The organism is Citrobacter sp. Marseille-Q5395 (assembly GCF_947057495.1).
Classification (GTDB): Bacteria; Pseudomonadota; Gammaproteobacteria; order Enterobacterales; family Enterobacteriaceae; genus Citrobacter; species Citrobacter murliniae.
In genome coordinates, this window is record NZ_CAMSEL010000007.1 from 221376 (window position 1) to 243628 (window position 22253).

Annotated in this window: 23 protein-coding genes and 1 tRNA gene; 4 read left to right on the forward strand and 20 right to left on the reverse strand. The window is 44.2% G+C overall.

Annotated elements, in window-relative coordinates:
* The first annotated feature begins 13 nt into the window (after positions 1-13).
* Both yejM and OH663_RS10675 read left to right on the forward strand, forming a co-directional pair.
* Positions 14-1774, forward strand: coding sequence for an LPS biosynthesis-modulating metalloenzyme YejM (yejM, locus tag OH663_RS10670; protein WP_045445137.1), 1761 nt, complete (start codon positions 14-16; stop codon positions 1772-1774).
* Between the two features lie 74 nt (positions 1775-1848).
* Positions 1849-1925: transfer RNA gene (locus OH663_RS10675), tRNA-Pro, on the forward strand.
* Positions 1926-2196: 271 nt separating this feature from the next.
* Here the strand turns inward: OH663_RS10675 and OH663_RS10680 are convergent.
* The 20 genes from OH663_RS10680 to OH663_RS10775 form a co-directional block, all read right to left on the reverse strand.
* Positions 2197-2844, reverse strand: coding sequence for a helix-turn-helix domain-containing protein (locus OH663_RS10680; protein WP_200010131.1), 648 nt, complete (start codon positions 2842-2844; stop codon positions 2197-2199).
* Between the two features lie 489 nt (positions 2845-3333).
* Positions 3334-3966, reverse strand: a complete 633-nt coding sequence (locus tag OH663_RS10685) for an HAD family hydrolase (RefSeq protein WP_200010132.1) — start codon at positions 3964-3966, stop codon at positions 3334-3336.
* Entirely contained in the window at positions 3963-4595 is a 633-nt protein-coding gene (locus tag OH663_RS10690) for a PI-PLC domain-containing protein (RefSeq protein ID WP_200010134.1), read from the reverse strand. Before OH663_RS10690 ends, OH663_RS10685 begins: the two co-directional genes overlap by 4 nt.
* Before the next feature lie 19 nt (positions 4596-4614).
* The gene (locus tag OH663_RS10695) at positions 4615-5328 is read right to left on the reverse strand and encodes an ABC transporter ATP-binding protein (protein WP_200010136.1); all 714 of its coding nucleotides are present in this window, start codon (positions 5326-5328) and stop codon (positions 4615-4617) included.
* On the reverse strand, positions 5325-6152 hold the full coding sequence (locus tag OH663_RS10700) for an ABC transporter permease (protein WP_200010138.1): 828 nt from the start codon (positions 6150-6152) through the stop codon (positions 5325-5327). Before OH663_RS10700 ends, OH663_RS10695 begins: the two co-directional genes overlap by 4 nt.
* Complete coding sequence (locus tag OH663_RS10705) at positions 6153-7169, reverse strand: WavE lipopolysaccharide synthesis family protein (RefSeq protein ID WP_200010140.1); 1017 nt, start codon at positions 7167-7169, stop codon at positions 6153-6155. It lies immediately after the preceding gene.
* Complete coding sequence (locus tag OH663_RS10710) at positions 7169-7651, reverse strand: hypothetical protein (RefSeq protein WP_045445312.1); 483 nt, start codon at positions 7649-7651, stop codon at positions 7169-7171. Before OH663_RS10710 ends, OH663_RS10705 begins: the two co-directional genes overlap by 1 nt.
* Positions 7648-9357: a hypothetical protein gene (locus OH663_RS10715; RefSeq protein ID WP_200010141.1), complete on the reverse strand. Its 1710-nt coding sequence runs from the start codon at positions 9355-9357 to the stop codon at positions 7648-7650. The genes OH663_RS10710 and OH663_RS10715 overlap by 4 nt, the downstream gene beginning before the upstream one ends.
* Positions 9354-10151 (reverse strand): glycosyltransferase family 2 protein, encoded by a 798-nt coding sequence (locus tag OH663_RS10720; protein ID WP_233617106.1) that lies wholly within the window; start codon positions 10149-10151, stop codon positions 9354-9356. The genes OH663_RS10715 and OH663_RS10720 overlap by 4 nt, the downstream gene beginning before the upstream one ends.
* Entirely contained in the window at positions 10129-10488 is a 360-nt protein-coding gene (locus OH663_RS10725) for a cupin domain-containing protein (RefSeq protein WP_200010142.1), read from the reverse strand. Before OH663_RS10725 ends, OH663_RS10720 begins: the two co-directional genes overlap by 23 nt.
* A complete protein-coding gene (locus OH663_RS10730) occupies positions 10488-12149 on the reverse strand; it encodes an O-antigen ligase family protein (protein ID WP_200010143.1) in 1662 nt (553 codons plus the stop codon). Before OH663_RS10730 ends, OH663_RS10725 begins: the two co-directional genes overlap by 1 nt.
* A 252-nt stretch (positions 12150-12401) precedes the next feature.
* Positions 12402-13241 (reverse strand): hypothetical protein, encoded by an 840-nt coding sequence (locus OH663_RS10735; RefSeq protein WP_200010144.1) that lies wholly within the window; start codon positions 13239-13241, stop codon positions 12402-12404.
* A gap of 20 nt (positions 13242-13261) precedes the next feature.
* Positions 13262-13786, reverse strand: coding sequence for a fimbrial protein (locus OH663_RS10740; protein WP_200010145.1), 525 nt, complete (start codon positions 13784-13786; stop codon positions 13262-13264).
* Between the two features lie 7 nt (positions 13787-13793).
* Positions 13794-14282 (reverse strand): fimbrial protein, encoded by a 489-nt coding sequence (locus tag OH663_RS10745; RefSeq protein WP_200010146.1) that lies wholly within the window; start codon positions 14280-14282, stop codon positions 13794-13796.
* Complete coding sequence (locus OH663_RS10750) at positions 14279-14764, reverse strand: fimbrial protein (protein ID WP_144243077.1); 486 nt, start codon at positions 14762-14764, stop codon at positions 14279-14281. Before OH663_RS10750 ends, OH663_RS10745 begins: the two co-directional genes overlap by 4 nt.
* A gap of 101 nt (positions 14765-14865) precedes the next feature.
* Positions 14866-15360 carry a fimbrial protein gene (locus OH663_RS10755; RefSeq protein WP_200010147.1) on the reverse strand — a complete coding sequence of 165 codons (495 nt, stop codon included), beginning with the start codon at positions 15358-15360 and terminating at the stop codon, positions 14866-14868.
* Between the two features lie 18 nt (positions 15361-15378).
* Complete coding sequence (locus OH663_RS10760) at positions 15379-16113, reverse strand: fimbria/pilus periplasmic chaperone (protein WP_200010149.1); 735 nt, start codon at positions 16111-16113, stop codon at positions 15379-15381.
* Between the two features lie 60 nt (positions 16114-16173).
* On the reverse strand, positions 16174-18678 hold the full coding sequence (locus OH663_RS10765; protein WP_200042000.1) for an outer membrane usher protein: 2505 nt from the start codon (positions 18676-18678) through the stop codon (positions 16174-16176).
* A 47-nt stretch (positions 18679-18725) separates the two neighbouring features.
* Complete coding sequence (locus OH663_RS10770) at positions 18726-19277, reverse strand: fimbrial protein (protein WP_200010153.1); 552 nt, start codon at positions 19275-19277, stop codon at positions 18726-18728.
* A 77-nt stretch (positions 19278-19354) separates the two neighbouring features.
* Entirely contained in the window at positions 19355-19906 is a 552-nt protein-coding gene (locus tag OH663_RS10775) for a fimbrial protein (RefSeq protein ID WP_200010155.1), read from the reverse strand.
* Positions 19907-20433: 527 nt separating this feature from the next.
* Here OH663_RS10775 and OH663_RS10780 point away from each other — a divergent pair.
* Positions 20434-21330: a helix-turn-helix domain-containing protein gene (locus tag OH663_RS10780; protein ID WP_071828996.1), complete on the forward strand. Its 897-nt coding sequence runs from the start codon at positions 20434-20436 to the stop codon at positions 21328-21330.
* A 266-nt stretch (positions 21331-21596) separates the two neighbouring features.
* On the forward strand, positions 21597-22244 hold the full coding sequence (gene narP, locus OH663_RS10785; protein WP_045445346.1) for a nitrate/nitrite response regulator protein NarP: 648 nt from the start codon (positions 21597-21599) through the stop codon (positions 22242-22244).
* The last annotated feature ends 9 nt before the right edge of the window (positions 22245-22253 follow it).

Consider the following 22253-nt stretch of genomic DNA (forward strand, 5'->3'; position numbering starts at 1 on the left):
CGAACAACAGTTTATGCTAACTCATCGTCAGCGCTACCGTGAGAAAGTCTCCCAGATGGTTAGCTGGGGACACTGGTTTGCCCTGTTCAACATTCTGTTGGCCATGGTGCTCGGTAGTCGGTACCTGTTTGTCGCCGACTGGCCGACTACGCTTGCAGGTCGTGTCTATTCTTACCTGAGCATTGTCGGGCATTTTAGCTTCCTGGTGTTTGCCACCTACCTGCTGATACTGTTTCCCCTGACGTTTATCGTCATGTCCCAGAGGCTGATGCGATTCTTATCAGCCATCCTGGCAACGGTAGGTATGACGTTGCTGTTAATTGACAGCGAAGTTTTCACTCGTTTCCACCTGCACCTCAATCCCATTGTCTGGGAACTGGTCATTAACCCTGACCAGAACGAAGCTGCACGCGACTGGCAGCTGATGTTTATCAGCGTGCCGATAATTCTGCTAATAGAAATGCTGTTTGCGACCTGGAGCTGGCAGAAGCTGCGCAGTCTGACGCGTCGCCGTCATTTCGCTAAGCCGTTAGCAGCATTCTTTTTCGTTTCATTTATCGCCTCCCATGTGGTGTATATCTGGGCAGATGCTAACTTCTATCGCCCAATTACCATGCAGCGCGCTAACCTGCCACTTTCCTATCCGATGACAGCGCGTAAGTTTCTGGAAAAACATGGTCTGCTGGACGCGCAAGAGTATCAGCGCCGTCTGATCGAGCAAGGAAACCCGGAAGCTGTTTCTGTGCAGTATCCACTTAGCGAACTACGTTATCGTGATATGGGAACCGGCCAGAATGTCCTGCTGATCACTGTCGACGGCCTGAACTACTCACGCTTTGAAAAGCAGATGCCAGCACTGGCTGAATTCGCCGGACAGAATATCTCTTTCACGCGCCACATGAGTTCAGGAAACACCTCGGATAACGGTATCTTTGGCCTGTTTTATGGCGTTTCGCCAAGCTATATGGATGGCATTTTGGCGACCAGAACGCCTGCTGCGCTGATCTCCGCGCTGAATCAACAAGGTTATCAGTTGGGGTTATTCTCTTCTGATGGCTTCACCAGCCCGCTTTATCGTCAGGCGCTACTGTCGGATTTCTCCATGCCGAGCGTGCAAACACAATCTGACGAACAAACGGCAAACCAATGGATCAACTGGCTGGGCCGCTACGCGCAGGAAGATAACCGCTGGTTCTCATGGGTCTCCTTTAACGGTACCAACATTGACGACAGCAACCAGAAGAATTTTGTTAAACGGTACGCCAACGCGGCTCAGGACGTAGACGCGAACATTAACCGAATCCTTAGCGCCCTGCGTGAATCAGGTAAGCTGGACAATACGGTTGTCATCATTACCGCGGGTCGCGGTGTACCGCTGTCTCAGGAAGAGAACAACTTCGACTGGTCTCGTGGTCATCTACAGGTTCCGCTGGTGATTCACTGGCCTGGTACACCCGCACAGCGTATTAATAGCCTGACCGATCATACCGACCTGATGACCACGCTCATGCAACGCCTGCTGCACGTCAGTACGCCTGCGAACGAATATTCTCAGGGGCAGGATCTGTTCAATGCCACGCGCCGCCATTATTGGGTAACAGCAGCCGACGGCAATACGCTGGCGATTACCACACCGGAGATGACGCTGGTGCTCAACAGCAACGGTAATTACCAGACGTATAATTTGCACGGCGAGAAAATCAAAGATCAGAAACCGCAGCTAAGCCTGCTGCTGCAGGTATTGACGGATGAGAAACGATTTATTGCTAACTGATTAATTATAAATCAGTTAGCAAGGTCTCCCCTTGCATTCGTGGTGGAAAGCAGTAGTATTAGCAGCCATAGCGTCGGCACGTAGCGCAGCCTGGTAGCGCACCGTCATGGGGTGTCGGGGGTCGGAGGTTCAAATCCTCTCGTGCCGACCAATCAAATTTTATGAACAAGTCATCAAAACTCGTTCATAGCCCCCCTAAAGCAGCGAGTTGCAAAACTCGCTGCTTTTTGTTGCCTATAGCCATATCAAACGCTCATTATTTCCAGTTGATGTAAGAGCATCCCTCAACTGTTGGGGTGTACCTGAGAAAAATTTTGGAAGAGCCTTTCTTAAGAGAGTTCTTTGATGTCTGCATCATCGTCCCCCCTCGTGCATACGAGAAAAATGAAGGGTGATACTGCGTTACATACCTGACAAATAAATTAGTGTCTGCACTCCCTTAATTTCGCTAAACAAGAGTCAACATAAAGCAATCGTCCACGTTTTATCATAACGCGTCCCTCTTTAGCTAGTCTTGCTAAAATACTCATCACCAACGAACGAGATAATGTTGTTCGCGTAATAATATATTTGCTGAGCACGACTCTTTTTTTTATTTCTGAAGGTAATTTTTCATACTCTAAAATTGATAAGCAAACTCGCTGATAGGTGGTCTTATTGAGCGTCTTGCTATCACGATGAATCGCTAAAGCGAGCATGTGGACAAGATTAATGGCTACTGCTTTCCACAACTTTTTCTCCTCCACTTTTTCACGCACAACATCAACATCAACTAAAACTATTTCTGCATCCGTCTCAGCCTTCAGATAGATACTGTCAACATCCGTAACTAACCCCAACAAACCGAAAATGGACTGCGGGGACTGATAAGCTATAAACAGATTGTCCTGCATATGATAGATTGAAAAAAATCCAGATATTAATAATACAACGGAACGTCCCGGCTGAGAAAACCTGATAATTTCTTCTCGTTTAATCTTTTTTGTTACCCCAAACAAAGATAACTCACCTATAAGAGAACTGACTTGAGATGCATACAGCAAATGAAATTCATCAGTGAAATGTGGCATAACCACCTCCAGATAATGGAAATAATAACGCTAGTACATTAGTCATTTAGATAAAGAGTCGATATAACAGTGGCTATAAATGATATTCTGTAGAGAGCAAAGCCTGATTCCAGCAATCCGTCAGGGTTATTATATTGCTGGTTGGGTCATAAGCCCGAATAGCATTCATAGCGCAATGACGAAAAAAATCGGCTCGATGAAAAAAAAGCCACCCGTCATCCCCTGCAACTAATCCAGACAATGATATCTCTGCAGGAAAGAAACCCGGAAGGCGTTCACTCGTTGTTATCAGTACAGGCACATGGTCTGGAATATCGGCTGCAGCATACAGCGCCTGACATAGCGGTGTCATATTATTTGATGGTAGATAACATATGTTATCTATATTCTTATGGTGTACTCCAGTTTGAAACACGCAGTTAATAATCGAAGAAAATATATCTTCGCTATTCATAGCGACGGTGTTGATACATAATAAAATAGGCTTCATTATCTTATAGACTCACATTGATTAATAAAGTTACGTACCAGATCTCGAGTAACATCTTTTGGTTCTTTAACGCTTAAAACGTGCGCCCCCGAAGCTTTCGCAGCCATAATACCGTGTGGATTATCCTCGACAATGACACACTCCGCGGGTGTAACCCCTAAAATCTGAAAGGCTTTGTTGTAAATTTCCGGATCAGGCTTTCCGCAGGTAACATCTTCATTTGACAGAAAAAAATTCAGATAGGGTAAAAGCTGGGCTCTCCTCATCATTGTTTCAATACTGTCGCGAATAGAATTAGACGCAACAGCCACCTGATAACCCTGACGCCTAAGCCAGGCTAACGTGAGTTGGTGTTCAAATACTGGCCAGCAATGTTGATGAATCAATTGCATGGTATAACGCTGTTTCATCTCATTAATAAAAGGATGCAATGACTCAGGTAACCCATAACGTTTTGTCAGCAAAGTCAGTTTATCTTTAGTCGGTAAACCATCAAATTCAAGCAGATGATCCTGATGGTTAATCGCCACCCCAAACATCGCTAAAATCTGGTTCAATGCCTGGTAATGCCAATCCCTGGCATCAATTAGCACCCCATCCATGTCAAACACTACGGCGCGAATCTGTGTCATTTTAATAATGCCTCTGCTTGCTCAGGGAAATCGGTACACAACATCATGTTAGGGTGACTGAGCAATTCTTCAGGCAATGATCTCAGACTTTGCCAAAAATATTCATGATCACGTTGATGTAGTTCTGGTGAAACAAAACTCACGCTCTTTCCTGACGCCAGCCATCTTTTAATAAGAACAATTTCGACTTTATTAGAGCTAAAACCATCCACCCATAAAACCGACGCACGCTGGCTCAATTCTCCTTCAGGTTCATATTCACTAAGACGCGCAGCGGTGATCATATTTGCTGAAAAATAGTCCATAGAGTCCGGCACAGACATATCAAAACAGAAATAACGTGTGATCTGATACCGGGCCAGCAAAACTTTCAATTCATTCGCCAGGCCATCAGCCTTCATATTTAAAGCCAGTGTGCCTGAACAGCTATTATTCACATAATCTTTAAATAACGTTTCCAGAGGCAATACCCCTCGTCGGGGCATATCATGGCTGATCACCAGCTCTCCGTCTAAGTCACGAATATCTGTCTCAATTCCCCATCCTGACTTAAGCGCATACACTAACGCTCCGCGGGAGTTTTTTTCTGTGGATGTGAGCCAGGCCCCTCGATGAGCCAAAATTTGCATGTGAATATCCTTAATCTCTTTATAACGTTGAGTAATATTTCAAAGCGTCAGATAAGGAGCCATCATGTAGCAGATATCCCTTCTCAAGGACCAGACCCCGCTGACATACTGCACGTAATTGCTCAGCATCATGACTGACTAACACTAAGGTTCCCCCTTCCTGCTGGAAGCTTTTTACCTTCTCAAGACAACGTTTTTGGAACTGCATATCCCCTACGGCCAGCGCTTCATCAATAACCAGAATATCGCAGTCCAAATGGATACCAACCGAAAATGCTAGACGTAAAAACATCCCTGAAGAATATGTTCTCACTGGTTGGTAAAGTGCATCATTAATGTCTGCGAATTCGACAATCTCTTTGATTTTTTTTTGCGTTTCCGATTTACGCATACCTAAAATTGCCCCTGCCAAGAAAATGTTCTCCTGGCCACTCAGGTCATGATGAAATCCAGCACCAACCTCCAAAAGAGAGGCCAGACGTCCGCGAACAAAAATGCGTCCTGACGAAGGGCGAGTCACTCGCGTCAGGAGTTTTAACAAGGTTGATTTACCTGAACCATTTCGTCCCAGGACACCTAAAGACTCACCCTGCACTAGATTAAAGCTGACGCTGGTTAACGCATTAAAATACTCATGCTCGTTATTGCGCTGGAACGCCAGTGCCGTACGCAGCGAGTTTCCTTGTAGCTGATGTCGGAGATAACATTTACTGACATTTTCAAATCTGATCATTCTCTGTCCACAATTAATGCTTCATAGTGATTAAAACAAAAATAACCCGCCAGAATGATTAATCCGCACCCCGAAAAACTGATAATCAACAAGATAAAGGAAGGACAAGCCCCGCCAAGTAAGACATAACGAAAAAGAGAAATAATACCGCTCAGTGGGTTTAATACTGTCAGAAAGTAAAAACGTTCAGGCAGTAAACCAGGCGTCCAGACAACAGGTGTTGCGTAAAACAAGCACTGAGTTAACAGGGGGATAATATGGCGAAAATCGCGAAAACGGGTTCTAAGTATCGCCATCAAACACCCTACTCCCCACCCGGTTAGCACCATCACCCCACTACAAATAAACAATAATGGCAATTGATAGACAGACCAGTCAGTCCCTAAAAAAGGGAGCAAACAAATTAACCAGAACATAGTAATGAGAAAATCAATACTGTTAACACCTATGCAAGAAAATGTCAGTGCAACCCGCGGGAAATACACTTTTTTAACCAATTGTATATTATTAATAAGAGATTCAGATACGGCATTAAGCGTGGAAGCAAACAGCATCCATAAAATCAACCCACATAACAGCACCCAGCTATAAGATACTTGATATTCTGGTGGTGAAAACCGTACCATCACCCCAAAAATAGCGTAATACATTGACATATTCATGGCTGGATTTAAAAAAGCCCATAGCCATCCCAACAGAGTCTGGCTATAGCGAACGGATAAATCACGTATAATTAGTTGTACAATCAGGTGCCTCGACTGCCAGACCTCATATATCGTCGCTCTCCTGTTTACATCAGAAATAAAGCCATTAACGATACTCATCTATTCGCTCCGATGAATAAAGACAGATAAGACTACGCGACGTATTGCTACACAGCAAAGCAACCTTGCACGTATAATATATCCCCAACGCCATACCCGTGTTATAAGATAACTGGCAAGCGCTCGAGGAGTAAATGCCTTCACTCCATTATAGCGTTTATATAAACGTAACCATCGTGAATAAGAATAAACACTGAAGGCACCTCGCCATTTATATTTTCTCTGAAACTTAGGCCAACGCAACCCAAGGTGTTCAGGATTAAAAGCGATAAAATTTGCCAGAAAATATTGTTCCGAAAGAGATATTAATTGTTCCGAGCGCTGGGAATTGCCATCAAAAACAGATTTACCCGTAACTTTTTTAATGGCATGAACCCACAGCCATTGCTCAGGTACATAACGCCATGCGCACCACAGGCCCCCAGGAAATATAGTGGGCATGAAGAGATCTTGAGTGGCTAGTGGTGAATTAAAAAATACTTTAATATCTTCCGTGCGTCCTGCAAGAAAAATATCACCCGGATGAAACAGAAAAGGTAGGCTCCCTCTGGCATCACGAGCGATCCAACTGGCAGTAATAACGCGCTGAGAAAATACACTAAACGTATTATCACGAATGAAGCCATCATCCGCAGCAACATGCTGTTCCAGTAACCTCACAATAGATCGATCGGTGAGATAACAGTCAGTACGTAGCTTAATTACCAGTTCCCGGGTTGCAGCATTCAACCCCGCGCGAGTAGAAACTAGCTGGCGATTAACATTTGTCAAATGCTTACCTGCTGACTCCCAGCCGATAATGGGACCAGGATCGTCACTGAGAACCAACGTAATATCCATATGTGATAACAAGTCGGCGAGAAACTCGTTCCCGGCATCAGCCATATCCCAGGATGAAACAATAATTTCAGCTAAAGGAAATGTATCCCGCACTCGTTGCAGCTGCCATAAAAACTGCTCAAGAGTTTGTTCTTTAGTTTGCACAGGCCCCTGAATGACGAGGCTTAGTTGTTTCATTACATTTTCCTGAATAAGCGGGATACAAATTGTACGGCTCTATTTTGAATAAAAAACCCATTGCCATAGGCTATTATTTTCAAAACGCTTAAGAGGAGCAGCCGACGCAATGGTAATGGTGTATCAGAAACAAAATTCAACCAGTTTACCCACGCAGCATACCGATGAGAGATCATTTCGCCTGTGAGAATGAGATCCACTTGCTGTGTATTGCGCGCGACCGCATTGATATAATGGAGACACATTGGCCAAATCTTTTCTGGTGCTTCCTGCATCCCATTCTGATAAATAATGAAAACCAGCGGATATGTAGGCCCGGCTTCCGTCATTTCTCTGGTTTCAACTATCCGGTCATCACACAGTGTAATCCAGACAGTACAAGTATCATTAATGCCAGATAATGATGACAGCGCTTCGCTATTTCCTTCTGCCCATGAATGTACGGTGGTAAGCGGTGCATTCAGTACATTAATTTGTGTCATACAACACCTCTGTGATTGCGTAAGATACGCCAGAGCTGCAGTAACGATATAGGGAAAGCCGTATGTCGACTAAAGAACTTCAACCAGACTGCGGCAATGAATGTTCCTATAAATTTATTGATCCCTGTTTTTTCTTGAGTTTTATCGGGCATAATGAAAGGTGAAGAGAAAAAATTATTAAATAACTGGCGCGTCAGGCTAATATGCTTAAGGAAAAAAAGCTTTTTATCCGCGACACTTGCTGCACTATTCAGTACAAACTGAAATGATTCTCTCGAGACCGGATCATAAGATTCGCATAAAACCTCCTTGAACCAATCTTCTACCAGATGTTTGGTATTACCTTGCGTTTGCCACAATAATTTTGCTATCAGACAAAAGCGACGCACTCCAGTTAAGGGACGATGTTGTATCTGACGAACCAGAATATCGCTTCCCGTATAGCGTTGAGCAAAAGCCGCGAGACGCTTTATCCCTTCCTGATGAGTAATATCCAGTGCAGGTTTGCGTGTAAACCCCCACCATTCCATTGGAGATCGTTCTTGTCTGATACTACCATTTTTCACCACTCCAGATAGCACGCCATATCCATGCATTATGCTGCGATAGCGCTGCGATTCTGTCAGTGAATAAGGATTTACACGAGAAGGTACACCAGCTACTGCCGCTTGAATTCCCTGCTCTACGTCTTCAAACTCCCCCCAGAACAGGTTCTCATTCTGTGGCAAGCAATGCCAAACGCTTCGCTTACACAAATAGAGGCTGCCGGTCAGATAATCATGACCAAAATGAGAGCGAACGGGATGTTGCGCTGCCATTTTCATCGGGTTAAATTCTTTAATTTCTGTGCGACGTAAACGCTCAGCTTTTATTAAAGCCTCAGGTACTGACGATATCGTACCAAAGTCGGAATAACGACGCGGTGTAGCCTGCCACTGATCAGCAAACCAGAATGACTGAAAACCAACGAAGGGATAATTATCACCAAAACGCTTGATTGCGTCTTTGAAGTTAACGGGCAACAGAACACGATCGTGAAGAATACATAAATTAGGTAAAGTAGCCGCTTTTACCAGCATATTTTTCTTTTTGGTAATATGTATTGGATATTCGGGTAATGCTTCACCAATAATTTTCACTTCACTAAAATAGCTAAAGTCTTCAGGTACCTGACCACAAAGAATGATCTCTTGTTGCTCCACCCCCAAAGAGAGAATCCGTTCCACACAAGCATTTAACATGTCTGCATCAGTGCCACCAACCGGAATACAGAAACTCCAGGCATCCAGACCACGATCATTTTCGGCTGGTAATAGACTCTTTTTTTGGAAACAACGAATACCCGGGATTGCTGATGTGATCTCAACGAATCTATTTTTATAATAGGACCTGGAGAGTAATTCCCCTACGCCTTCCGATTCAAGTAAATAGAGACAACCACCCACAGGAATAAGATGTGCAGTATCCCATAGTAACTGAGCCGCCAATGGGGAAAAATCCCAGTGTGAACAAACAACATTAGCGCTAGTGATGTCTAAAAAGCGATCTACTGCTGTCAGTTTATGTACTGGAGCACTCTTAACCCGCGCAAATGTAATGACGGTTGTATTCTCAGGAAGTCGGGAAAAACAGCGTTCAGGATCCTGCAATACCCGGCATACAGGCCAACGTAATCCTCTCCGGTGTACGCAGGCAATAAGTCTCATACCGTTGCCTCACATTTCTCCAGGGCATTTTTCAGGGCCTTACTCTTCATAAATTGCGCAAGATCTTCAGGTGTACCCAGACCATGCATCCCTTTCCCATTGCAGCCAATATTATAAGTACCGATACGGAATAACCCTTCACGATACATATGGGTATACACAGGGGCGACATAAAATTCCCCCTGGCTGCGTTCGTTGCGTGCAACCATCGATCGTGCCAGACGGCAGAAATCACGGCCAGAGCGAAAATTATAGATGCCAACAGTCGCCTCACTGGAAACAACTTCTTTTTCGACGACCTGAGATACCCACCCTTCTTCATCATAATTAACATACGACCAACGAGAATCAGTTGCCGACATTGTCATAATAAAGCCATCGAGGTCGCGGCGTTCGATTTCTGCTAAATAGTCGTCAATATTGATATTTACCCACTGATCGGAATTGGCAATCATCAAAGGGGATCTGTTATCAATTAACGCTGCGGCACTCAAAACAGAGCAAAGTGCGCCATCAGTAATATCAGCGATGCTGATAACCAGAGAGTCTGGAGCCAGACTTTCCAGACGCGCAGCAAAATCATAGCGTTCCAGATGTGCTTGCTGACAAATGAAAATAAACCGGTGTGGGCAGCTCGGGCGTAAATTATTAATAACCAGTTCAATCATCGGCACACCGGCAATGGAGATGAAGGGTTTTGGATCGGTAAAACCCACCTGCGCAAACCGGCTTCCACGACCTGCCATTGGAATCACAATATTCAGCATCACATTAACTCTCAAAATATTTGTCATTAAGCGCACCGGGATGTTTTATTACCACGGTAATACACGCTTCCAGAGCCTCGAATGCACTGGCGGTTCCAGGTGCCAGAGTGATAATATCGCCTGCCTTCAGTTCCCTGTCAGCCATCCGTGCTCGTCCCTGTAGCAGCAATGTTATTTCTGTAGCAATCCGGTGGACATGCGCCTTTTCAACCACTCCAGCAGGAAAATGTTTTACAGCAACTTCAACATCATTCGTCGAATAAGCAGCAGGTGTAAATGCACCAATAAACCAGCCGCCAACCATTTCATCCAGATGAGTAATTTGCACCGCTGATACGGGTTGTAGCGCTTTGGACTCATTCATTATTGTGGTTTCCCTTGCATTACAGCTGTTGTACATGAAAAGCGAGTATCCTGTGGAAAACTCAAACAACCACGATAATTCCAGTATTGCGCTTGTGGTGAATTATTAAAATACAAGGCAATTTTTCTCATTGAGTCCATCATGTTTGAATCGTTATGCCACTTCAGCCACTCTCCGGCCTGAGACTGAAACTGTATAAGTAACGAGACATCAGAATTAATATTGAAAAGCGCCAGGTCGCTAGCTGCCCGATCAAACAACAAATGGTCTGCCTGTGCATAATCATTACCAGAAACGGCCAATAATGAAGGATCGCTTAACCAAAAATCCTCTGCCTGACGCAGTTGTTTAGCGGACTGCAGTGCGGTCACCATAAATAGGGTGCCTGACAGACAGAGAACATAACTTGCTGCCTGTATTCCCAGGCGTAATGGAAATGAAGGTTGCCAGCGTTTCTCACTGTTTTTGATCGTCACTGGAAGTGCCAGCCACAGCAATATAACCAATAACACGCAATGTACAGCAGATAAATACAAGGGATACTCCGTCATAATATGTAGCAACAGAGGTAATAGTAATGCCCCACGCGAGCAGACATTACGTGCTTTAATTGCCCGAAACGGCGCAATCACAAGAGACAACCAAAGTAAGATCCCTGTTAATGCCAGTATTCCGCCTTCGCACCAGACATAAATTAATTCGTTATGTGGGTAACGAACCGTCACAGTAAAAGGATTGGTTATTCCCTCACTGGCCAAAGCCTTGGGGAAAGCAGTTTCAAAAGAAGAAAGTCCGCTCCCCTTAAAAATATGCGAATAAATCAGCGCCATCCCGCCTTTGAGTAAAGTGAAACGTTCAGCATCAGAATGCTGGCGATTCCAGGCTGTTCTCAAGTCGATATCACGAGGACGCTCGTCGTGGTTTGTCCCCGTTAAATTCCCCATAGCGGTATCTAGTGTTTGCGGTAACAGCTTGACGCGTTGATTGAGAGTTGCCTCACCCACGAATGACCCCAGCAAAATCACCACCAAAACCGCAAGGATAAAAGGCTTCTTGCGATTAAAAATGCACATCAAAACACCACCTGCTATGGCACTGAGCAGCGCTGAACGGGACTGCGTAATAATGACTCCGGCACACAACAGCACAGAACACAGCATGGATGCTTTGCGCAAACCTGGCGTCAGTCCTGAAGACATTAGCCACAGTGCACACAGGAAAGCGGTTGCTAAAAAAGAACCTAACAGATTGATTTGCAGAAACGTGCCTGCAGGACGGCCATTTTGGCCGGCAAAGGAATACTCCGTCCAGGCAGCAGCATTTTCCGGTGCCAGAATTTGCCAACAGGAAATCCCTGTTTGAATAATCCCTGCTGCAATAATAATCATATAAATACACTGCCGTTCGCGTCCCCGCAGGGGAAACTGTAAAAGTAGCCCCATTAGCAGGGCCATTGCCCAGAGCCCCCCCAAACGGGTAAGTGATTCTCCCCATGAGCTCATTGGTGTCCATGCCAGTGGTACACTCATCAGGATCGCGCCCGCGAGCAGAAGTACCAAAGGCAGACTCCCCTTAATATTCTTACGCCATAGCAGAATTGAAAGAGCCGCTCCCCACAGAGCTACCCAGATCCAGACCAGAATATTGAGCGTGATATCCATTCCGTATCCAGAGAGCGTTTTCCATGGCCATGATAAAATTCCGACAAAAAGAATAAATAGCATCAGTAGGGAAAATTTTACAATCGTGCGAGAGTTCATACTGGCTCACAGTAATAAAAAACAATATTAATAAATAATAAAGATGCGATAGCCCTATATGCTACAGGATATCCGCACCCGCAAACAGAATCTATATAATCATCAGGCCATGATATAAAAAGATAATTATTAACACTTCAGAAACAAATAGAGTTAATATGGTTCCATTATCAATACACTGCTTCCATAATAAACGCCAGTAGCGTTAATATCAGATATTCGACTAGTCACTGGCAGGTCATTATTCCCAGCTTTTAGAGAAAAAGGAATATTACGAGTACTATTAAGCGCATTATCATCAACGAAAATAAATGCTCTGCCAGATGGAGTTAAATTAATCGACTCAGATTCAAAGCCACCAGTATCCGTATTCATCAGGTTAAAAGTCACCTGCATATCGGCAGTACAATTCACCCGCAGATTGGCCGTTTTATCAGCGATGCGGTCATCTTTAGCATCTTCCAGCGTAGCTACCCCGTGATCGAATACCAGTTCTGGCGTTACTATCTTGCACCACTCTTGCGCAGGCGGTACACCTACACACCCTGCAGGCGCTTTAATCGCAGCCGAGTTCATATTCGGATCTAAAGACGGAGTAAAGAAATAGCCTATACAATCCTGTCCCGGTTTTAACGGTTCGGATACCGACGGTGAAATAAACGTAGTGATACCTTGTTGACTATTGTATGCTTCCAGCGCTGATTCGCTGTAACTTTTACTACTCGATGTTCTTACATAACCCGGCATCACTAATGTCTGAGGGTTACCATCATAGATATATTTTGGATGCTTCATTGCCAAAGTTGCATACATATAGCCCGCAGGCGGTATCGCATCAATCGCAGGGTCCGGGTAATTAATTAAATGCTGAGTAATATGGTAAACTATATGCTCAGCGTCCTGTGTATCAGTAGTGATAGAACTTATCACCGGGTATTGGCTTGCCGTCGCTGAAGAGATAATTAACAACAGGCTGGATAGTAAATAGCGCATTTAAACCTCGACGATAATATTTATTGGTAACCCAGAACAAAGGTGGCTGTCGCCGAAAATTCACCGACAACAAGGGCTTTATTAGCCATCGCTGTCGGCGTAGCCTGGACAAACGCCTGAAAATTTAAATCGTTATTTCCCGGTATCAGGTTAGCGTAGGGACTCGCCGTACTCAAAGGCAGTAATGTCCCATCATCGCCTTCAATACCAATCGCAATACCCTTTGCCGTACTGGCAGGATCTATCGCCAGCAAACCCGGTAACTCTGTTTCTTCTGTTCCCTGAAACGTAACGCTGACCGTCGACAATACAGACGGATCGCAATCTGCCAAATGAATCGTAAACGCACTGCTATCAGTACGCTCGTGCGCGTAGAGATCTTTATCCACCACGGTCCCGAAATTAAGCGGAATATTGTCACTACCGTCAGGCAGCGTACATGGTTCCGAAACCAGCGCCCCTGAAAGATGGACATTGCCATCAGCATAGAGCGGATTGTATTTCAACAGTAAAAGCACACTGAACAGAAGAATATTGAGCTTCATGGCTTACCTATATGTAATCCGTGCGTAGAGTCATGAAAGCTTCGAAGGCGCCCTCCTCCAGCGTAATAGCGGGATCTTTAACCGGAGCGACACTGATAACCGGCGGGGATGTGGGATCGTCGACAGCAATTGGTTGGGCAAAAGTAACTGGTTGCGTGCCGATCATCACCTTGATGCCAAGCCCGTTTTTGTCAGTTGCAACTGCCGACGGATCAAAAATGGTTGGACTCGTCGTCTCGATAACGATCGCCAACTGGTTAGCCACATAATCCTCGTCACAGTCCACCGTATAATCAACAGGCTTGGTATAATTCACGCCGTCAATTTTATTGACCCCCAGATCCTCACCAAAATCAACTTCTACCTTTGCGCCCTTACTGATGGTACAAGGGGGCATCACCAGGGTCCCGCTGAAAAACATATTAGGGCCAGCGGCCTGAGCCATTCCCCAGGGCTGGAGAACAAAGAATAATAAGAGTAACAGAGAAGATTTCATGGGTAGTCTACCGTCATTGTTGCTGATGCGCTGAATTGGCCTGTAGGCAGGTGTGAACCAGGTTCCTGAATCAACAATGCTGACAGGACAGGCTGGCTACCTGCAGTAAAAGGCAGACTCTTGTTAAGCGGAAAATCTGCACCATCATGTTTTAGCTTAATAGCCAGCTCTGGAATTGATGTTTCGAGGCTTCCGCCATACTGATCGAAATCAACAATTGTCCCTGATATTTCCATGCTTAAATTGCTCGTGGAGCCAGCATTACTGCAGTCCAAGGTGTAAGTAATATCTTTCGTTACCAGACCAGCAGAGACATCTGTTGTAATAACATTATCACCGAAATCAACATTAATCTGCTGGTTGCCATTAATTTCACAAGGTTCTGATATTAATGCACCAGTAAAGTGTACATTATTATCAGCATTCACCACACCGCCCCTTGCACAAAGCGCTATACCGAACAGCCAAATATTTATTTTCACTTATCGCCTACATTTATTGGTGACACAAATAAAGGATTCTGATCCTCAGTTAAATATCAGAAACTGGTACCTGCTTTTACTTACCAACATGGTGAATCGTATTATGGATAATAGACTACCATTGTTGCCTCAGCGGTGAATTCACCCGTCTGCAACTCATGATTCGGTGCCTTAATTAAGGTAGCCGTCAACTTAGGATAAGGACCACCGGAATTAATAGTCAAATCTGTATTTAATGGAAAATCCACACCATCCGCCTTTATCTTTATTGCGAGATAATTTAGTGATGTCTGCACGCTACCCTTATCAAATCCTTGCGCGTAACCATTAATATACATATTAACAGGCACCGACGACGGATTTGCATCATAACACTGCAGCGTGTACTCAATGTCTTTTACGGCCAAACCTGCCGCGACATCTGTCACAGCAACATGATCGCTAAAATCCACGTTGATCGGTTTGTTTTCATTCACCACACATGCCGGTTCTACAACTTTAACCGAAACCGTTATCATTGTGGTATATCGATCCGCATACGCCGAGTTCATTATTAAAAAGACAATAAAAATTACAACGAGTCGAATTTTCTCCATAACTCCCTTCTGTGGCATTTATTTCAATAATTTTGCCGGGCATGTATTGCCACTGCAGGTATACTGAATTTGCGGACGTCCACCGTAATCATTAATATAGGTCAATACCGGATGGTTTCCCAACTCACTGGCCGATGCTTCCAGCGTTGCCTGTCCATGTGGATCAATCATTGTTGGTTTAAATTTAACCGTTTTCCCTTTTACACCAGGTTGAGCAATAACCACTGTTAAAAAATAAGGACTGGGGTTATTCAAAATAAATTTGTCCCCCTGACGCTGCAGAGTTGTGCTCTCTACCCAATCACCATCCGCTGCCTGGGTTTTATCCATGGCGATCGCTTTTGGTCGGTAAAAAAGCTTGATTCTGGTTTGCAACGCAATTTGCAATGTATTCGGTGTTTTACTGCGCGGCGGTATTTCACGCAGATTAAAATAGAACAGCGATTCCCGATCCTGGGGTAATTGTGCCAATGCAGGAGAGGCTTGAATTTTTACCTGACTTTTCGCACCAGGTTCCACACGCTGAACAGGAGGTAACACAATTAAAGGAGAAGAAATCTTTTTCCCTTGCCGATCTTCAATCCATGCCTGAGCCAGGTAAGGTTGGTTTTTATTTTCATTGCTAATACTCAGGCTGATGGATTTATCATCACCATTAATAATCGCCCGGGTTCGATCCAGTGAAATAGCCGCATTTACATATGATGACAGCATTGAACAGGCGATACCCGTTAACGTAACGGCAAAATACATTCTACATCTTGATCTCTTCATCTTCTCAACCCAATTTAAATTAACGAAATTTATTTATCTCTAATGGATACACGGTAGAAGCAATGTATCGGTAAGATCCAATTGCCCCAGTTTTTCCGGAATCACTACTTTACAACTGTCGTCCTCACTCCATACTACCTGCAGGCTGGCTCCTGGGTTTAAACCACTCAGATAAACCTGACCATCTCCGCCAACAATACCAACTTCCTGATTCCCGTCATTGTGTACGCTGGCACCAAAGGGTGGAAAACTACCATCGACAAGGCGTATAACAGCCAATGCTTTCATACCCGATATCACGTTAAATTTGCGATACCCAATTGCCCCTTCAGTCAATGTTGCCGATGCAACAGAATACGTCGCTTCCGCATCATCCGGCATATTGTCGATATCGATACTTAAATTATTTTTGATATATTGTGTAACATCTGTAATAACCGCTTTCCCAAAATGGTTCGTTAATACCGTATCGCCATAACCATGGACGGGGACATTTGCAGCATCGACGGTATCGACCAGTACACGGGTAGCACCAAGTGAATTCACTCTGTGCAACGCAGCGCCTTTGGCTGTGGCAGTAATGCCTCCCCGCAACGTTAAGCCAGCTGAACGATACTGATTTTGCTCATAATCCAGGTTTGCAGTGACATCTGATAAATCTCCAGAATGATCATAATAGCCACTCACATTCATCCCTTCGTTACCACTCCCGGTAGCAATCTGATAATTATCGCCATTTTCCAGACGGTCATAATAGCCAATACGATGCGAGTTACTCGAATCACTAAACGTTGAGTTATAACTTACGGTTGCGGTGTCGCCCCACGGTATTGACGCCGATATATAAGCGCCATCGTCATTATTGCCTTCAAATTTATTCCGATATGCCGTCAATGAAATATTAATATTCTTCCACTTATCCATATCAAAAAAACGCGACAACGAGAGATTATAGCGATCTTCTTCCGGGCTATTCCAGTAAGTCTGGTGTGAGTAGTTCACATACAGACTCGTTCCTGAATCAACAAACTGCTGGCTAAACGTCACCGTATACATTTCTTTATCTTCCTGAAATGCATCCGTTGTTGATACATAATTAAGAAAATCGCTAAAACTCATGAAATCTTTTTCTGCAAAACGATATCCCGCAAAGGTGATCTCGCTCCCTGTGTCGTCAAATCGTTTCGAATAACTCAGGCGATAGGAACGCCCTATTTTATCTTCGCTTTGATAGTTATTTAGCCTGGCATCTGCACGTGTAACATCAAATGAGAGCGCCCCCAACATCATAAGATCTCGCCCGACGCCAACAGCCAGTGAACGATAGCTATCACTAACTGTGGATCCTCCATAAAGCGACCACCCGTTATTAATCCCCCATGACATTTCACCAGAACTGAAAGTTTCACCTGCTGCCTGGTGACTTTCATTGGTCGGTCGACCTGAAAAAACCTTGAAACGGATACTTCCAGGGCGTGTCAAATAGGGTATTGATGCGGTACTGACTTTATATTGCTGCACCGATCCATCCTGTTCCTGAACGCGCACATCCAGCGTTCCTGATACAGCGCTGTTTAAATCTTGTATTGAAAAAGGGCCGGCAGCGACCTGCGTTTCATAAATAATTCGCCCCTGTTGTGAAATAGTCACCTTGGCGTTCGTTTTTGCCACACCAGAGACTTCTGGCGCATAGCCACGTAAATTGGGTGGCAGCATATTGTCATCAGATATCATACTGGCGCCAACAAAGCGAAAACTGTCAAACAGATCAGAATTCATATAGTCCTCACCTAATGTCAGCTTAGCGCCTAATTTAGGCATAGCACGATAGACATAGCTGCGATCCCATGCCCATTTTTTTCTTCCGCTATTTCCGCTTGAACCGCTAGCGTAATTCGTCTGCCAGTCTGCGCGTGCCCGCCATGCCCCAATATTTAATCCACTCGTTCCGTTACCCGATAACGTACGATCGGTGCTACCTTCACTCTCCTGTGTATTGCTCTGAAAGTTGAGGTTGTAATCTGTTAGCAACCCAGGAATTCCTTCATCCCACATACTGATTGGCACCCAGTCGTTGGAAACATACTCCAGATAGACCTGGGGAATACTGATATTCAGCACCCCAGTCCCCATATCAGGGCTGACAATTACGCCTTCCAGCGAAGTAATATCAGCACATTGACCCTGGTGCCACATGCTAATTTTTTGTAAGAACTCTTCTTTTAGCCCGAATTGCTTCACCAGCTCACTACTGAAACAAGCTTCTGTCTCTTTTTTATCATCATCTTTGTTATAAACAGATATAGGCTGTTCATCTATTTCATTCTGATTGATTTTTAACTTAAAGCTGTAATCTCCCGGCATAATATACCCGCTGCTTTCAAAACGACTGAAGTCGATGTTTTTTTTATCATTAACGTCCAGAATATCAGTATTGAAATCAACATAATCAGCCGCGTATACACCGCACTGTAAAAAAACAAAAGACAAGCACATGCCAAAAATTATGCGCCTGGTTAACGGCAACATTATAGAGCTATACATTCCAGTTCCATCGTTGTCAGTTATTCTTGCGAATGATTTATAAAAAACTAAAAGTAACTCACCTTATATTCAACGATAAATGAAGAAGGTATCAATGGCAGGTTATCCGCAGGGCCAAAGACATTTCTCTCTTTAAACGATAAGGCATAGTCAAGACGCATATCTGTATTGCTTACTTTTGTGTAATTACCAACCTTCTCACCCTTATTACTTGCTCGCATACCTTTATTTAATAATTGCAAGACAATGTTTCCCGCGTTGGCATCCGGTTCAGAAAAATTGTCTGCATCAACGCTATCTACCGTAACGCGGAAATACTGCCATGGCGTATCATTTTTTGAGTTAACATCAAATACGCAATGATCGAGATGAATAGAGAATCGCTCTGAAAGAGTTTTCTTATTATATTCCAGCTGTTTTTCAATTAACTCCCCCATATCAATCTGCTGTTCCCCCCCTGCCATAAAAATATTACATGCCCGTGCTTTAATAACCCCATAAAAATGCATTCTGTTATACCGGACACTGCCCGCAGTAGCGATAGAGCAATATGCTAAAAGAAAAATAAAAATACAGGTATAACGTATTATTCCAATCATGAACTCACTTCAGCAAATTGACCACCATACGCCCGCACAGGCGGGCGTACAGTAACAGGCACTATACCAGGGAATGATTAATTATAAGCCAGGGTGAAGTCTGCAATCGCAGTGAATTCCCCAGGGACTATGATGGCAGAGGCACCATCACCCTGCAGGTACGCAGAGAACAACAGGCTATTGTTACCATCCTGAATGCCCTGAGGATCTGTCGCCGTACCTAAGGCAATAGGTTTGCCCGCACCATCAGTTAATACAATACCCGCACCGGAAGCCGTACCTGTGATACCCAGGCGTGCGCCGTCGGGATCGTTTGCATCAGTTGCGCCAGTAAACGTTGTAGACACAGTACTACTACCGGGACCGGTATCGCAATTTTGCAGATTAATGGTGAAATTCACTGGTGTTGATCTTCCCGTGTTATCATCCGCCTTCAACGCCGCATCGGAGATTTCTCCCAGATAAACATCCTGCTTATCATTCGCAATAGAACACGCGGCAGAAATAATTGACCCCGTAAAGGTGACAGAACCATGGCCCGAATCAGTTGGTGTTGGCGTGGCCGCCTGCGCGAATGAAGACAGAGTGCCAGCCAGAATAACCACCGCTGCAATTTTTGTTAATTTCATTTATTCCGTTCCTAAAATAAAATGACTTAATATTGAATATATAAGCGCAACGGCAGGTGTCTTGAGAAACATCGACATATATAGAGAGTATCTACTCATGACATTTTTTATAGCACCAGCGCGTTACCGCAAGATTATCAGCTCAACGAACTTTAGAGCGCAATTCAAATAAACAATCATGAGAATAAATAAACAAAAACAACAAAAACATAACAAATAAAATTTAATTAAATTATTTATTTGTATAAAGCAATCAATAATCATTCATCAGCGTTATCATGGTGCCAGTAAACTCACGGCGAGTATAATACCAGACGTTATTATTTGCACAGCGTTTTCCAGTAATTTTACGCTCAGCAACGCCATCTGCGTTAATTAATTGTAACGAGTTATCTTTATTACTCTTTTTTTGGATTATTACCACCAAATAATATCACTCTGTGATTATGCTATTGATTATCTGAATGTAATATTCTAAAACAGGATCTTATACTTGATTCGCTATAACCAGATGTAAGTGAGGACCTTTGAGCGATGAATTTATAACGCAACTGCTCAGGCTTATCGATGAAGGCCAGGATGAGAATATCAGCATCCCCTCCATTATATCTCGCTCAGGCTACAGCAGTGCTCAACTCCACAGGATATTTAGATCCAGGATGGGGTGTTCTATCAAAAACTATATTATGGGGATCAAGATGTACCGGTGTTCACTCGCCCTAAAATTCTCCGGTCTCTCCGTGAAAAAAATATCAGAGCTTTGCTTTTACTCAAGCCAACAAGCTTTCACTCGATACTTCAAAGAGTGCTTTGGTACAACGCCTGTTGAATTCAGAAGCAACAGTGAAGTTATATTTGGAAAAATTCCGGCCTGGGGTCATAAAGTAAACGGCGCACTCATGGATTTGGACGTGAGTTATATTTACATTCCGCACCTTGAACTCTATGGCGTCTCTGGAAAGTATGAATGTGATTTTTATCACATCGGTAAAGCCCATACCATGCAGAGAGCAGAACTTGAAAAAACATTCTCCAGTTTGCTCCTCACTATTCCCGACAAGGTTTATACATTGTGCAAACCCGTAAATTTGAAATGTGATAAAATTAGTTTCGACTACCACATTGGTGTCACTGCGGAGTTTAGCAAGGAGAAAGAACTACCCGCTTTACCGGTTATCTCCGGGGATTATCTGCGTTTTACATTTACTAAAAAAGTGGGTTCGACATCAGACAGAATACTCTACGTCTACAAGCAATACATGGCCCAACACTGCATCACCCGACGCGACGGCCATGATATTGAGCTTTTTGAATACACACATCCTCCTGATGCTTTAGAATATACTCACACTGTCTATGTCCCTGTTCTGTTCGATGAAAAGTTGATTGATATGCTGTTAACTCGTACGTCGGAACCCTCCTAGCTCGATGAGGGATGTCCAGCAAGGGAGCTGCTTACATAGCCACTGGCCAGTGGTATGTTCATTTTGCCATGCAGTTGGTCTTTATAGCAGCGCCCTGGCAGTAGACCTCATCTCTCTCCCACCCCTGCCCGTTTTAAACTTTGACGGTTTTGCTACTTACCCATGCACAAATTAGGGTAAAATTTATTCTCTCATCAGCTCGATGAATCTGGACGATTTACGTGCTGAAAACAATAATGATACTAATAAATACTCAGGAGAATAGTATGCCTGAAGCAATGCCTTTTCAGGTGCTTATTGTCGATGACCACCCACTGATGCGACGAGGAATTAGTCAGTTGCTACAGTTGGATAGCGCATTTGAAGTCGTCGCCGAAGCGGGTGATGGTGCAAGTGCAATCGATCTGGCAAACCGTCTTGACCTTGATGTGATCCTGCTGGATCTCAATATGAAGGGAATGAGCGGACTTGATACCCTGAATGCGCTGCGCCGGGATGGCATCACTGCGCAAATCATCATTCTTACCGTGTCAGATTCCGCAAGCGATGTATACGCATTGATTGATGCCGGCGCTGATGGCTATTTGTTGAAAGACAGCGACCCAGAAGTTCTGCTTGAAGCCATTCGCAGTGGTGCTAAAGGCGGTAAAGCCTTCAGCGCACGCGTCAGCGAATACCTGCGAGAGCGTGAACTGTTTGGTGCGGAAGAAGATCCGTTCAGTATACTTACCGAACGCGAGCTGGATGTTTTACATGAACTGGCTCAGGGCTTGTCAAACAAGCAGATTGCGTCCGTACTGAATATTTCGGAACAAACGGTGAAGGTGCATATTCGCAACCTGCTGCGCAAGCTCAACGTGCGCTCTCGTGTTGCCGCCACCATCCTGTTTCTGCAAACGCGTGGAATACAGTAATACGCAGAA

Bases quoted from the DNA above. Each gene is read 5' to 3' on its own strand.
- yejM (WP_045445137.1), top strand. From the start codon at position 14: ATGCTAACTCATCGTCAGCGCTACCGTGAGAAAGTCTCCCAGATGGTT.
- OH663_RS10680 (WP_200010131.1), bottom strand. From the start codon at position 2,844: ATGCCACATTTCACTGATGAATTTCATTTGCTGTATGCATCTCAAGTC.
- OH663_RS10685 (WP_200010132.1), bottom strand. From the start codon at position 3,966: ATGACACAGATTCGCGCCGTAGTGTTTGACATGGATGGGGTGCTAATT.
- OH663_RS10690 (WP_200010134.1), bottom strand. From the start codon at position 4,595: ATGCAAATTTTGGCTCATCGAGGGGCCTGGCTCACATCCACAGAAAAA.
- OH663_RS10695 (WP_200010136.1), bottom strand. From the start codon at position 5,328: ATGATCAGATTTGAAAATGTCAGTAAATGTTATCTCCGACATCAGCTA.
- OH663_RS10700 (WP_200010138.1), bottom strand. From the start codon at position 6,152: ATGAGTATCGTTAATGGCTTTATTTCTGATGTAAACAGGAGAGCGACG.
- OH663_RS10705 (WP_200010140.1), bottom strand. From the start codon at position 7,169: ATGAAACAACTAAGCCTCGTCATTCAGGGGCCTGTGCAAACTAAAGAA.
- OH663_RS10710 (WP_045445312.1), bottom strand. From the start codon at position 7,651: ATGACACAAATTAATGTACTGAATGCACCGCTTACCACCGTACATTCA.
- OH663_RS10715 (WP_200010141.1), bottom strand. From the start codon at position 9,357: ATGAGACTTATTGCCTGCGTACACCGGAGAGGATTACGTTGGCCTGTA.
- OH663_RS10720 (WP_233617106.1), bottom strand. From the start codon at position 10,151: ATGACAAATATTTTGAGAGTTAATGTGATGCTGAATATTGTGATTCCA.
- OH663_RS10725 (WP_200010142.1), bottom strand. From the start codon at position 10,488: ATGAATGAGTCCAAAGCGCTACAACCCGTATCAGCGGTGCAAATTACT.
- OH663_RS10730 (WP_200010143.1), bottom strand. From the start codon at position 12,149: ATGGATATCACGCTCAATATTCTGGTCTGGATCTGGGTAGCTCTGTGG.
- OH663_RS10735 (WP_200010144.1), bottom strand. From the start codon at position 13,241: ATGCGCTATTTACTATCCAGCCTGTTGTTAATTATCTCTTCAGCGACG.
- OH663_RS10740 (WP_200010145.1), bottom strand. From the start codon at position 13,786: ATGAAGCTCAATATTCTTCTGTTCAGTGTGCTTTTACTGTTGAAATAC.
- OH663_RS10745 (WP_200010146.1), bottom strand. From the start codon at position 14,282: ATGAAATCTTCTCTGTTACTCTTATTATTCTTTGTTCTCCAGCCCTGG.
- OH663_RS10755 (WP_200010147.1), bottom strand. From the start codon at position 15,360: ATGGAGAAAATTCGACTCGTTGTAATTTTTATTGTCTTTTTAATAATG.
- OH663_RS10760 (WP_200010149.1), bottom strand. From the start codon at position 16,113: ATGTATTTTGCCGTTACGTTAACGGGTATCGCCTGTTCAATGCTGTCA.
- OH663_RS10765 (WP_200042000.1), bottom strand. From the start codon at position 18,678: ATGTATAGCTCTATAATGTTGCCGTTAACCAGGCGCATAATTTTTGGC.
- OH663_RS10770 (WP_200010153.1), bottom strand. From the start codon at position 19,277: ATGATTGGAATAATACGTTATACCTGTATTTTTATTTTTCTTTTAGCA.
- OH663_RS10775 (WP_200010155.1), bottom strand. From the start codon at position 19,906: ATGAAATTAACAAAAATTGCAGCGGTGGTTATTCTGGCTGGCACTCTG.
- narP (WP_045445346.1), top strand. From the start codon at position 21,597: ATGCCTGAAGCAATGCCTTTTCAGGTGCTTATTGTCGATGACCACCCA.